Here is a 12,765-nt window from a genome sequence, read left to right on the forward strand (position 1 = left end):
CTTGCTCGCGAAGGCGGTGTGTCAGCTACACATGAGTTGACTGACCCACCGCCTTCGCGAGCAAGCCCGCTCCCACAAGTTGACCGAGTTCAACCGCCAACACTGCTCTGCTTGGCTTTTCTGTGGGAGCTGGCTTGCCTGCGATGCAGGCACCTCGGTGTGTCAGGCACACCGGGTTGATGCCATCGCAGGCAAGCCAGCTCCCACATTTGTTTGAGTCCCAGCTTCCAAAATCAGGCCGCCTCGCTTTCGCTTTTGATCTAACCACAAGGCCGCCGTAAGAGCGGAATCCCTATCCGCCATTACCAAAAAGCCGGATATCCCCCGACCTCAAAAAACCACAACAAGCCTAAATCCCCCACCGCCTGGTGCGTCTCCAGAACATGAAATCCGCGCGCGCGCGGATCGCCAGTTTGGTCACCCCACCCGCGTATTGAGGGATCGAGAGATGTCAGTCGCTACCAGCCGTATCGAAGACGCCCCGGTGCACGCCAGCCCGGCGTCCGCAGAAACACTCTACCAATTCGAAGAAACCCCGATACTGGCCCGCCAACGCCAGCAGGAATCCAACGCCCGCAGCTACCCTCGGCGTATCCCGCTGGCGCTCAAGCGCGCCAAGGGCATCTATGTGGAAGATGTCGAAGGCCGCAGTTTTATCGACTGCCTGGCCGGCGCTGGCACCCTGGCGTTGGGCCACAACCACCCGGTGGTGATCGACGCCATTCAGCAGGTACTGAGCGACGAACTGCCGCTGCACACCCTCGACCTGACCACTCCGGTGAAAGACCAGTTCGTGCAAGACCTGTTCGGCCTGCTGCCCACCGAACTGGCACGTGAAGCGAAAATTCAGTTCTGCGGCCCCACCGGTACCGATGCCGTCGAAGCCGCACTGAAGTTGGTGCGCACTGCCACCGGGCGCAGCACCGTATTGTCTTTCCAGGGCGGTTATCACGGCATGAGCCAGGGCGCGCTGAGCCTGATGGGCAGCCTGGGGCCGAAAAAGCCCTTGGGCGCTTTGCTCGGCAATGGCGTGCAATTTCTACCTTACCCTTACGACTACCGTTGCCCCTTCGGCCTGGGCGGCGCCGAAGGCGTGCGGGTCAACCTGCATTACCTGCAAAACCTGCTCAATGACCCGGAAGCCGGCGTGTTGTTGCCGGCGGCAGTGATTGTCGAAGTGGTGCAGGGTGAAGGCGGCGTGATTCCGGCCGATCTCGACTGGCTGCGCGGCCTGCGACGCATCACCGAGCAAGCCGGTGTGGCGCTGATCGTCGATGAAATCCAGAGCGGCTTCGGTCGCACCGGCAAGATGTTTGCCTTCGAGCACGCCGGCATCATCCCGGATGTGGTGGTGATGTCCAAAGCCATCGGCGGCAGCTTGCCACTGGCGGTGGTGGTGTATCGCGACTGGCTCGACACTTGGTTGCCGGGCGCACACGCCGGAACATTCCGTGGCAACCAGATGGCGATGGCGGCGGGCTCGGCGGTGATGCGCTACCTCAAGCAACACGACCTGGCCGGCCACGCCGCCGCCATGGGCGAACGCCTGGGCGAGCACTTGCGCATTCTGCAGCGGGACTTCCCGCAGTTGGGGGATATTCGTGGGCGTGGGCTGATGCTCGGCGTGGAACTGGTAGACCCGAGCGGCGCAGTCGATATCCAGGGCCATCCGCCTGTGCATCGCCAACTGGCGCCGCTGGTGCAGCGCGAATGCCTCAAGCGTGGCCTGATTCTGGAGCTGGGCGGCCGGCACGGCAGTGTGGTGCGCTTCCTGCCGCCGCTGGTGATTACCGCCGCCGAAATCGACCGCGTTGCCGAGATCTTCGGTCGCGCCCTGGCGGCAGCGGTCGCCACCCTCTAATTTTTCGCACGCTTGGTACGTTTCTACAGATATCAGCGCTGCGCGTGGTGCGCAGCCAGTTCTATGAGCGATGGAGAACAGCAATGACCTCAGTATTTGACCGCGACGACATCCTGTTTCAGGTAGTGGTCAACCACGAAGAGCAGTATTCCATCTGGCCCGACTACAAGGCCGTGCCGGAAGGCTGGCGCACCGTGGGTAAGAGCGGCATGAAGAAAGAGTGCCTGGCTTACATCGAGGAAGTCTGGACCGACATGCGCCCGCTGAGCCTGCGCCAGAAGATGGATGGCGCTGCGCTGGCGGGCTGACCCGCTGCAAATCCAATGTGGGAGCGGGCTTGCTCGCGAATGCGGTGTATCAGCTGGCCCATTCGGTGACTGGCCTGCCGCATTCGCGAGCAAGCCCGCTCCCACATAAAGCGTTATTGCGGTGGGTTGGTGTACAGGTAATCCGTCGCCAACGACGCCAACGTCCGTACCCCCACCACCAGCGCCGATTCATCCACAAAGAAGCCCGGATTATGATTCGGCGCGGCTTTGCTCATGTCCTGATCCCTCGGCGTCACCCCCAGAAACACAAACAGCCCCGGCGCTTGCTTGGCATAAAACGAAAAGTCCTCTGCGCCGCCCACCAATGGGGCCTGCACCACATCATCCCTGGCCGCCCAGCGCAGGCTTGGCAGCATGCGCTCGGTCAGCGCCGGGTTATTGATGGTCGGGTCGTACTTCTCGATGATCGTGACTTCGGCCTTGGCGCCGCCACTCTCGGCGATTTTCTCTACCGTCTGGCGCACGTCGGCGTGCAGCTTCTGACGAATGCCGTAGTCGTAGGAGCGGATGGTGCCGCTCATGTCCACCGACTCGGGAATGATGTTGTAGCGCGTGCCACCGTTGATGGTGCCAATGCTCACCACCGATGGAAATGACGAGATGTCGGTGCGACGGCTGACCACGGTTTGCAGGCCGACAATGGTCTGCGCGCCGACGGTGATCGGGTCGATGCCGTCCCACGGGCGGCCGGCGTGGGTCTGTTTGCCGAGGATCTTGATGCGCAGGTCATCGGAGCTGGCCAGGGTCGGGCCCGGGCGGTAGGCGATTTGCCCGGCAGGCACGCCGGCCCATACATGCAGGCCGAACACGGCGTCGGGCTTGGGCGCTTGCATCACGCCTTCCTGCACCATCATCTTCGCGCCCCAGGTGTTTTTGCCGTCGGGGATAAAGTCGCTTGGGCCTTCTTCGGCCGGCTGGAAGTAAAACACCACCGTGCCCGGCAGACGGTCGCGCATGCCAGTGAGAATCTTCGCCGTGCTCAGCAGGATTGCGGTGTGGGCGTCGTGGCCGCAGGCGTGCATCACGTCGACTTCCTTGCCCAGGTAGGTGCCCTTGGCTGTGGAGGCGAAGGGCAGGTCGGCGACTTCCTTGACCGGCAGCGCGTCCATGTCGGCGCGCAGGGCGACGGTGGGGCCGGGCAGTGCACCTTTGAGGACGGCGACGACGCCGGTGCGGGCCACGCCGGTTTTTACCTCAAGGCCCAGGTCGCGCAGTTGCTTGGCAACCAATTGGGCCGTGCGCGTTTCGGTGTTGCCCAATTCGGGGTGGGCGTGGATATCGCGGCGCGTTTCCAGCAGGGCCGGTTCGAGGATTTTGGCCTGGGCGGCGATTTCCTCCCGGGCACTGTCCTGGCCGCTGCTGGCGGCAATCACGGCGCTGCTGGCGACCGCGCACAGTGCACCGAAAACCCAGGGGTGTGTCAGACCATTCAAACGCATAAGCAGCTCTTCCTTTTTATTGTTGTGGATCTTTCTCCTGCACGGAGCCTGCGGTCACCACCTGCACGCTCAAGCGCGGCGTGGCCAGATCCAGCCCGGCCTCGTCCAGATGGCGCTTGAGCGACAGGTTGAAGGCCCGCGAGACTTCCCACTGCTTGATCGGCGCAGTCTTGAAGCGCGCCCGCAGGATCGCGCTGCCGGATTCAAAGCTTTCCACGCCTTGAATCTCCAGCGGCGACCAGATGTTGCGGCGTTGCAGTGGGTCGTTGCGCATTTTTTGGCCGACATCGCGCATCAACTTGATCGCGTCGTCGATTTCCATGTTGTAGGGGATCGCCACGCGGAAGATCGCGTAGCCGAATTCACGCGAGTAGTTCTTGATGCTCTTGATTTCGCTGAACGGGATGGTGTGCACGATGCCGTCGATGTCGCGCAGGCGCACGGTGCGGATGGTCAGGCCTTCGACCGTGCCGAGGTGGCCGCCGACGTCCACGTAGTCATCAATCGCCAGGGAGTCCTCGATGATGATGAACAGGCCGGTGATCAAGTCCGCCACCAGCGACTGCGCACCGAAACCGATGGCCAGGCCGATCACACCGGCACCGGCCAGCAAGGGCGTGACGTTCATGCCCATGTTCGCCAGCGCGACGATGGCGGCAATGATAAAGATGGTCACGAACAGCACGTTGCGGATCAGCGGCATCATGGTCTGCGCGCGAGCGTTGGCCAGGCCTTTTCGCGAACGGGTCAGGGCGTGGTGGATGGCGGTGTCGCTGAGGATCCAGATCAGCCAGGCAAACAGCAGCGTGCCGCCGAGGCCGAACAGCTTGACGCTGATTTCATGGCCGTCACCTTCGGTAAACCGGATCAGCGACAAGCCCCATACGCGCAGGCCCAGTTCGATAAACACCAGCCACACCACCAGGTGGGCCAGGGTATAAACGAAGCTTTTCAGGCGCTCGGAGTACAGCGCATGGCGCTTGTGCCCACGCTGCGGCTTGAGCGCGTGACGACGCACCAGGCCGTTGATCACCATGCACAACACCAGCAACACCGTGCACAACAATGACTGACGCAGGGCCGTGCTGGTATCGCCGGCGGACAGGAAGGTGGCAAACAGCGAGATGCCCACCAGCAGCAGCGCCGGCAAATACCAGAAGCTGCCGATGATCGAGAGTGTGTCGGTGAGGGCACGACGCGTCAGGCGGCGCGACAATGGCTGGTTGCGGATCAGGTGCGCGATGGGCCGGCGGAACCGCAGGATAAACACGCCGGTGGACAGCGCGGCCATCACATTGGCGATGGTCGCCGCCGTGTGGGCGAGATGCTGACCGAGGGCCTGCATCATCCGCGGGTCGCTCAGCGCCTCGCCAAAAGCGGCAAAGCTGCCGATCAGCCACAGCGGGCGGAAGGCCTGATGACGCAGGATGTACAGCGCGCGGTGGCGGTGCGGGCCGTCGAGTACCGAAAAGGCAATCACGCAGATGGCCGAGAAGCAGGTACCGACCACCAACGCGTAAGCCAGCACCATCGCCAAGGATTTACCCAGCGAAGAAGGCAGGGCGTAACTCAGGTACACCGTGATCACCAGCGCGATCAACCACGGCCCCAGTTTGCGCAGGGCGAAGCGCAGCATGTCCCAGGTGCGCGGGTGTTGCGGCAGTTCCTCGGGCAGCCCGAAGCGCTCGCGCACACGGTGGCTGAGCCAGATCAGCGCCGCGGCCAGCAGGCTCCACACCGCCAGGATCACGGCAAAACCGAAAATGATTGGCAGCCATTCACTGGCGGGCAGCATCAGGGCGCCGAGTTCATCCTTGGCCAGGTCGACCTCGTTGGACCAGCGTTGCACCGGGCTGTCGGCGCCGGAGAACTGCTGCTCGAGGCCGGACAGCGTGCTGCCGATCAACCCGAGCACGCCTTGTTCGGCGGCGGGTTGGGCTTTTTGCGTGGCTTCGCGCAGTTTCTTCAGGTCGCTCAACAGCTGGGTGCGCTGCTGGTCGTTTTCGAGGGTCTTGATCACTTCGTCCAGCGACTGCCCCAGCGGCACATCGGCCTGGGGTGGAGTCTTGTTGGCGCTGCCAAGCAGGCCGGGCAAGCCCACGGCTTGGGCAGGCGCTATTGGCAGCAACATCAGCAGGGCGATCAGGCAGTAAGAGGGCAGAGCAAAAAGACGCGAGAGCACGAGGCGGTCAACCTTGAAAACGACGAATTGACGGAGTGTACGAGGCCGTTATGCCCAATGCGAGTGCATTTGTCATTCCGCCAGTTTGGCGAGGATCTTGTACACCACGGTGCCGAGGATCAGCAGCATGCCAATCCACATGCCAAACACGCCGACCGGCTTGTCGCGAAAGTTGAAGCCGACGGTCAGCAGGATCATGCCGATGATGATCGGGATGAGCATGGCGTGGAAGGAGGACATGGAGATCATGGGGCGACGGCCTTGTCAGAGTGGGAATACTGACAAGTCTAGGTCGGATTGCTAGAAGTGGGCGTGATATGGGTCAGGTTTGTGCCTAACCAAATGTGGGAGCGGGCTTGCGCGCGAATGCGCAGCGTCAGTCACTGAATCTGTTGACTGATGTACCGCATTCGCGAGCACGCCCGCTCCCACATTTTTGACTGCGTTCAGCCTTTCAGATCAGGGCAGATCGCGGCTCGCATAGAACGCGCCCAGCACCTTCACCAGGTGCGCCAGGTCGTGGCTGCCGCACAGTTCACGGATCGAGTGCATGGCAAACGTCGGCAGGCCGATGTCTACAGTGCGCACGCCCAGGTGGCTGGCGGTGATCGGGCCGATGGTCGAGCCGCAGCCCATGTCGCTGCGCACCACGAAGCTCTGCACCGGGACTTCCTGAGCCATGCACAGGTGGCGGAAGAAGCCGGCGGTTTCGCTGTTGGTGGCGTAACGCTGGTTGCTGTTGACCTTGATCACCGGACCCGCGTTGAGTTTCGGGCCGTGGTTGGCGTCGTGTTTCTCGGCATAGTTGGGGTGCACACCGTGAGCATTGTCCGCTGACACCAATAGTGATTTCTGAATGGTGCGTACGAATTCATCACCCTCAGGCAACAGGCGGCGCAATGTCTGTTCCAGCATCGGGCCATCGGCACCGCACGCCGAGCAGGAGCCGACTTCTTCGTGGTCGTTGCACACCAGCACGCAGGTTTCGTCGGTTTCGCTGGTGAGCAAGGCTTGCAGGCCGGCATAGCACGACAGCAGGTTGTCCAGGCGCGCACCGGCGATGAAGTCACCATTGAGGCCAATCACCGCGGCGCTTTGGGTGTCGTAGAAGCTCAGCTCGTAGTCGAGCACCACGTCGGCGTTCAAACCATGTTCACGCGCCAGTTGCTCGGTGAGCACGGCGCGAAAGTCCACGCGTTCGTCACCGGCAAATTGCGCGAGGATCGGTGGCAGCTCGGTCTGCGCATTGATCGCCCAGCCCTGGTTGGCTTCACGGTTCAGGTGAATGGCCAGGTTGGGGATGATGGCAATGGGCAGCTTGAAGTCGATCAGTTGGCTTTCGACTTTGCCGTCACGGCGGAAGGTCACGCGGCCGGCCAGCGACAGGTCGCGGTCGAACCACGGCGCCAGCAGCGCGCCGCCGTAGACTTCCACGCCCAATTGCCAGAAGCCTTGGCGTTGCAGCTCCGGCTGGGGCTTGACGCGCAAGCACGGGCTGTCGGTGTGGGCGCCGACCAGGCGAATCCCGCCTTGCAGCGGCGAATGACGACCGAGCTTGAAGGCGATGATCGACGAATCGTTACGGGTCACGTAGTAACGGCCGTTGGCCTCGGTGGTCCAGGTTTCGCGCTCGTCGAGACGCTGATAACCGGCCGCTTCCAGGCGCTGGGCGAGGGCGGCAGTGGCATGAAAAGGAGTAGGGGAGGCCTTGAGGAAGTCGATCAGGCCTTGATTCAACGCTTCGCGCATAAATAGCTCCAGACAGCAATGCGCGGAGTTTACCGTTCGATGGCGAGAACTGCACATAACAAATGTGGCAGCGGGCGTGCTCGCGAATGCGGTGTGTCAGTCACTGAATGTGTATCTGATACACCGCATTCGCGAGCAAGCCCGCTCCCACATTTAATGCATTGCCAACTTTAGAACGGTGCAGGGCACTCGAAGCGCAAACGCTCGCCACTTTGCGGATGGGTAAAGCTCAGCATGCTCGCGTGCAGGCACAGGCGTGGCCAGGCGGCCAGCGCTTGTTCGTGGGCGTACAGGCCATCACCGAGCAGTGGATGCCCGATCGACAGCATGTGCACGCGCAACTGATGCGAACGCCCGGTGATCGGCGTCAGCTCGACGCGGCACCAGTCGCCGCAACGCTCCAATACCTTCCAGAAGGTCAGCGCGTGTTTACCGAACTCGTGGTCGACCACATGGCGGGGCTTGGTCGGCGGGTCGTAGCGCAGGGGCAGGTCGATGCTGCCGCTGTCCAGTGCCGGCTGGCCCCACGCCAGGGCGGTGTAGGCCTTTTCGGTTTCGCGGTCGTGAAACTGGCGCGACAGTTCGCGGTGGCTATCGGCGTCCCGCGCGAGCAGGATGATCCCTGAGGTTTCCCAGTCCAGGCGATGGACAATACGGGCTTCGGGGTAGCCGTTTTCCTGCAGCCGGGTGATCAGGCAGTCCTTGTTGTCATCGGCACGGCCGGGCACCGAGAGCAGCAGGGTCGGCTTGTTCACCACCAGGACAGCGTCGTCCTGGTGCAGGATATGGATAGTGGACAGCGGCATTAAACAGCCTCGTAACAAACGCCAACGGCGGCTCGCCCACCCGGCTCCCCAACAGGGATCAAGGTGACCGAGCCGCCGTGGCGGCCGCCTGTTCGATTAACGATCAGGCAGGGTGATATTGAGTTCCAGAATCGAGCAGCTGCCGTCGTTTTCCAGGGCGACATGCACGTCATCGTTGCCGATATTGACGTACTTGCGGATCACCTCGACCAGTTCCTTCTGCAAGGCTGGCAGGTAATCCGGGGTGCTGCGTTGGCCGCGTTCGTGCGCCACGATGATCTGTAGACGCTCTTTCGCTACCGACGCGGTACTTGGCTTTTTGTTGGCGCGAAAGAAGTCGAGAAATTTCATTGTTTAGTTGCCTCCAAAGATACGCTCGAAGAATCCCTTCTTCTTAACATCGAGGAAGCGATGTTCCACGGTCTTGCCCAGCAAGCGATCAACGGCATCGCTGTACGCCTGGCCGGCGTCGCTCTGGTCGTCAAGAATCACCGGAACGCCCTGGTTGGAAGCCTTCAGGACGGCCTGGGATTCCGGGATCACGCCCAGCAGGGTCACTGCGAGGATTTCCTTCACGTCTTCAACGCCAAGCATTTCGCCGTTACTGACGCGCTCAGGGTTGTAGCGGGTGAGCAGCAAGTGCTCCTTGATCGGGTCCTGGCCTTCTTCGGCGCGCTTGGACTTGCTGGCCAACAGGCCCAGCATGCGGTCCGAGTCACGTACCGAGGAGACTTCCGGGTTGGTCACCACGATGGCTTCATCGGCAAAGTACATCGCCAGGTGAGCACCGGTTTCGATACCGGCCGGCGAGTCACATACCACGTATTCGAAAGTTTCTTTGAGTTCGGCGAGTACTTTGCCTACGCCTTCTTTGGTCAGCGCGTCTTTGTCGCGGGTCTGGCTGGCGGCCAGTACGTACAGGTTCTCAAGGCGCTTGTCCTTGATCAAAGCCTGTTGCAGGTTGGCTTCGCCGTTCACCACGTTGACGAAGTCGTACACCACGCGGCGTTCGCAGCCCATGATCAGGTCGAGGTTACGCAAACCGACGTCGAAGTCGACGATGACTGTCTTGTGGCCGCGCAGAGCGAGGCCGGTACCGATAGCGGCGCTGGTGGTGGTCTTACCCACACCACCCTTGCCGGATGTAACCACGAGAATCTTGGCCAAGGTGTTTCACCCCTAAGGAAAAAGGACTTTTCAGCCCCTGAAAAACATCTCTTGGAACTCGCTGCAGGCGGACAGCCTTTGTAGGAAAAGATGTGGTTTCCCAAGGGGAAACGCCAACTTCGAATATTCCTACGCAAATCTTGCCGGTTTCGCTGTGCTATCAGAGTCTAGAGATGCTTGGAAAATGCGGCAGTATCCGTTAAAGACGGATGATGTTCAACACATCGCCCGACAGGCTGACTTGTACCCCGGCCCCCCACAGCGGATCACGGCGCAAATCTTCTGAAACCTTGTACTGGCCTGCGATGGACACTAGCTCAGCGGTCAACTGCTGGCAAAAAATACGCGCCTTGGTATCACCCTTGATGCCGGCGAGGGCACGTCCGCGCATCGGGCCGTATACATGGATGTTGCCATCGGCGAGAAGTTCCGCGCCCGGACTGACAGGCGCGATCACCACCAGGTCGCCGCCCTGGGCGTAAATCTGCTGCCCGCCGCGTACGGGAGAGGTGATGATCTTTGTAGGCTTGACGGTGGGCTCCGGCGGTTTCTCCGGTTTTTTCTTCACTTCACCTTCGCTCGGGTCCAGCGGTCGCTCGCGGGCACCCGACGGCGGCAGTACTGGCAGTTCAATAGCGATTGCCGCAGCGATGTCTTCAATACGGCTGGCGCGAATCGCCAGGGTGCGCAAACCATGCGAGCGGCAAACGCGCATCAGCCCGGGCAAATCAATCGCGCCCTGGCCGGCCGGGAGTTTGTCCAGGGCCAATACCAGCGGGGCATTGTTGAAGAAGTTCGGCGCCAGGGCGACCTTGGCGGCCAGTTGGCGGTCCAGGGCATCGAGGTCATTGCGGGCCAGTTCCAGCACGGTGATGGCGAGCATGCTGCCTTTCAGCTGGAACACGGGATCTTGGTCTAGCGGTTCGGTTTGGCTCATGGTCGGCAAAAGCGGCTTGTCACGAAAAGTGTCGAGACTTATAACGAGAACATCCACGGGCCGCAAGCCGAGTCGAACGTTGTAGAATGCGCGGCCCTGTCTTTACCGGAATCTGTAATGGATCGCCCGCGTTTTCGAGCTGTATTTTTTCACCCGCGTTTTTGGCTGCTATGGCTGGGGCTCGGCCTGCTGTGGCTGATCACCCAGTTGCCATACCGCGCGTTGTTGACCATTGGTCGTTTATTAGGCGCGGGCATGTACCGCGTGGCTGGCGAACGCCGCCGCATCGCCGCGCGCAACCTGGAACTGTGCTTTCCGGAAAAATCCGCCAAAGAGCGCAAGAAGCTGCTCAAGGAAAATTTCGCCTCCACCGGCATCGCGTTTTTCGAGATGGCCATGAGCTGGTGGTGGTCACGTCAGCGCCTGGCACGCCTGGCCCATGTCGAAGGGCTGGAGCACCTCAAGCAGGCGCAGCTGGATGGCAAGGGTGTGATTCTTATGGCCCTGCACTTCACCACGTTGGAAATCGGCGCAGCGCTGCTCGGCCAGAAACACACCATTGATGGCATGTACCGCGAGCACGGTAACCCGCTGTTCGACTTAGTTCAGCGCCGTGGCCGCGAGCGGCATAACCTCGATTCCCTGGCGGTAGAACGCGAAGACGTGCGCGGCATGCTCAAGTTGCTGCGCGCCGGCCGCGCCATCTGGTACGCACCGGACCAGGACTACGGCGCCAAGCAAAGTATTTTTGTGCCGCTGTTCGGCATTCAGGCCGCCACCGTCACCGCCACCAGCAAATTTGCCCGCCTGGGCAAGGCGCTGGTGGTGCCGTTCACCCAGGAACGCCTGGCCGATGGCAGTGGTTACCGCCTGGTGATCCACCCGCCGTTGACCGACTTCCCGGGCGAAACCGATGAGATCGACTGCCTGCGCATCAACCAGTGGGTCGAGGCGTCGGTTCGCGAATGCCCGGAGCAATACCTGTGGACCCATCGGCGTTTCAAGAGCCGGCCACCGGGTGAACCCAAGCTGTACGAAAAACGCCGTCGATAACGCTTTCTGCCCCACATGGAGTGATGCAATGCGCCCAACTGAACCGGTCACAGGCTTGATTCTTTCCGGCGGCGGGGCGCGAGCGGCGTATCAGGTGGGGGTCCTGGCAGCGATTGCCGAATTGCTGCCGCCAGGGGCGCCCAATCCCTTTCCGGTGATTGTCGGCACGTCAGCAGGGGCGATCAATGCGGTGAGTCTTGCCAGCGGCGCGACTGATTTCACCGCTGCCATCGAGCGCCTCACGGCCTTCTGGCAGGGCTTTCGCAGCCATCGGGTGCTGCGCAGCGACTGGCCCGGGGTTATCCGCCAGGCCAGTCGTTTCTTGATCCACAGCTTGCTCGGCCTGGGGGCTCAGGTGCCGGTCGCGTTGCTCGACAGCACGCCGTTGCGCGCATTGCTCAAAGACAAGCTGCACCTGGACGGCATCGATGCGGCCATCCGTAACAACCACCTGCGCGCGGTCGCGGTCACGGCTTTCGGCTATGAGTCCGGGCAGGCAGTGACGTTCTATCAGGGCGGCGGCACTATCGATGCGTGGCTGCGCCATCGGCGTATCGGCATGCCCACCCAACTCACGGTTGAACACTTGCTGGCCAGTTCGGCGATCCCTTTGCTGTTTGCTCCGGTCAAACTCGATCAGGAGTATTTCGGCGATGGCGCGGTGCGCCAATCCGCGCCGATCAGCCCGGCCTTGCACCTGGGCGCCAGTCGGGTGCTGGTGGTGGGCGTGAGTGGCAATCCGCGCGGCAATGAGCCTTCCACGCAACGCACCTACACCGGCCAGGAACCCACCCTGGCGCAGATCGGTGGGCACATGCTCAACAGCACGTTCATTGACAGCCTGGAGAGCGATATCGAATTGCTCGAGCGTCTGAACCAGTTCAGCCACGTGTTGCCGGTGGATGCGGCGATCCAGGGCCTGGCCCCGGTGGAGGTATTGGTGATTGCGCCGAGCCAGCCGATCGACGAGATCGCCGCGCGGCATCGCCAGGAATTGCCGGCGGCGTTGCGCCTGTTCCTGCGCGGGCCGGGTGCGACCAAAACCAGCGGGGCAGGGGTGCTGAGTTACCTGTTGTTCGAGGCGGGGTATTGCAGCGAGTTGATCGAGTTGGGCAGGAAGGATGCGTTGGCCAAGCGCGCGGAACTGTCGAGGTTCTTGGGCCTGTCGCCGCTATAAAGGTGGGAGCGGGCTTGCTCGCGAAGGCAGTGGATCAGCCCGCAGATTGGGTGACTGACACACCG

At 61.8% G+C, this 12,765-nt stretch carries 12 protein-coding genes; 4 read left to right on the forward strand and 8 right to left on the reverse strand.

Going from position 1 to position 12,765, the window contains the following annotated elements:
• Nucleotides 1-448 precede the first annotated feature (448 nt).
• Entirely contained in the window at nt 449-1,861 is a 1,413-nt protein-coding gene (locus AC19YS_RS17605) for an aspartate aminotransferase family protein (protein WP_119742353.1), read from the forward strand.
• An 83-nt stretch (nt 1,862-1,944) separates the two neighbouring features.
• Complete coding sequence (locus AC19YS_RS17610) at nt 1,945-2,169, forward strand: MbtH family protein (protein WP_028617283.1); 225 nt, start codon at nt 1,945-1,947, stop codon at nt 2,167-2,169.
• A 113-nt stretch (nt 2,170-2,282) separates the two neighbouring features.
• Here the strand turns inward: AC19YS_RS17610 and AC19YS_RS17615 are convergent, their stop codons facing one another.
• From AC19YS_RS17615 to minC, 8 genes are all read right to left on the reverse strand, one after another.
• The gene (locus AC19YS_RS17615) at nt 2,283-3,629 is read right to left on the reverse strand and encodes an amidohydrolase (RefSeq protein ID WP_200625026.1); all 1,347 of its coding nucleotides are present in this window, start codon (nt 3,627-3,629) and stop codon (nt 2,283-2,285) included.
• 16 nt (nt 3,630-3,645) lie between these two features.
• Nucleotides 3,646-5,811: a mechanosensitive ion channel family protein gene (locus tag AC19YS_RS17620; protein WP_200625025.1), complete on the reverse strand. Its 2,166-nt coding sequence runs from the start codon at nt 5,809-5,811 to the stop codon at nt 3,646-3,648.
• 72 nt (nt 5,812-5,883) lie between these two features.
• Nucleotides 5,884-6,060 carry a hypothetical protein gene (locus AC19YS_RS17625; protein ID WP_164487957.1) on the reverse strand — a complete coding sequence of 59 codons (177 nt, stop codon included), beginning with the start codon at nt 6,058-6,060 and terminating at the stop codon, nt 5,884-5,886.
• A 210-nt stretch (nt 6,061-6,270) separates the two neighbouring features.
• Nucleotides 6,271-7,560, reverse strand: a complete 1,290-nt coding sequence (locus tag AC19YS_RS17630) for a M18 family aminopeptidase (protein ID WP_094951467.1) — start codon at nt 7,558-7,560, stop codon at nt 6,271-6,273.
• A gap of 170 nt (nt 7,561-7,730) precedes the next feature.
• Nucleotides 7,731-8,366: an RluA family pseudouridine synthase gene (locus AC19YS_RS17635; protein WP_106576508.1), complete on the reverse strand. Its 636-nt coding sequence runs from the start codon at nt 8,364-8,366 to the stop codon at nt 7,731-7,733.
• 96 nt (nt 8,367-8,462) lie between these two features.
• Nucleotides 8,463-8,717, reverse strand: coding sequence for a cell division topological specificity factor MinE (gene minE / locus AC19YS_RS17640; RefSeq protein ID WP_003175252.1), 255 nt, complete (start codon nt 8,715-8,717; stop codon nt 8,463-8,465).
• A 3-nt stretch (nt 8,718-8,720) separates the two neighbouring features.
• A complete protein-coding gene (minD, locus tag AC19YS_RS17645) occupies nt 8,721-9,533 on the reverse strand; it encodes a septum site-determining protein MinD (protein WP_003175251.1) in 813 nt (270 codons plus the stop codon).
• A gap of 199 nt (nt 9,534-9,732) precedes the next feature.
• Nucleotides 9,733-10,470 (reverse strand): septum site-determining protein MinC, encoded by a 738-nt coding sequence (gene minC, locus AC19YS_RS17650; RefSeq protein ID WP_106576509.1) that lies wholly within the window; start codon nt 10,468-10,470, stop codon nt 9,733-9,735.
• Nucleotides 10,471-10,587: 117 nt separating this feature from the next.
• Here minC and AC19YS_RS17655 point away from each other — a divergent pair, with 117 nt between their 5' ends.
• Both AC19YS_RS17655 and AC19YS_RS17660 read left to right on the forward strand, forming a co-directional pair.
• Entirely contained in the window at nt 10,588-11,523 is a 936-nt protein-coding gene (locus AC19YS_RS17655; protein WP_500602299.1) for a lipid A biosynthesis lauroyl acyltransferase, read from the forward strand.
• 28 nt (nt 11,524-11,551) lie between these two features.
• Nucleotides 11,552-12,700 (forward strand): patatin-like phospholipase family protein, encoded by a 1,149-nt coding sequence (locus AC19YS_RS17660; protein WP_119742357.1) that lies wholly within the window; start codon nt 11,552-11,554, stop codon nt 12,698-12,700.
• Nucleotides 12,701-12,765: the final 65 nt, after the last annotated feature.

Source organism: Pseudomonas sp. MF08831 (genome assembly GCF_059862645.1).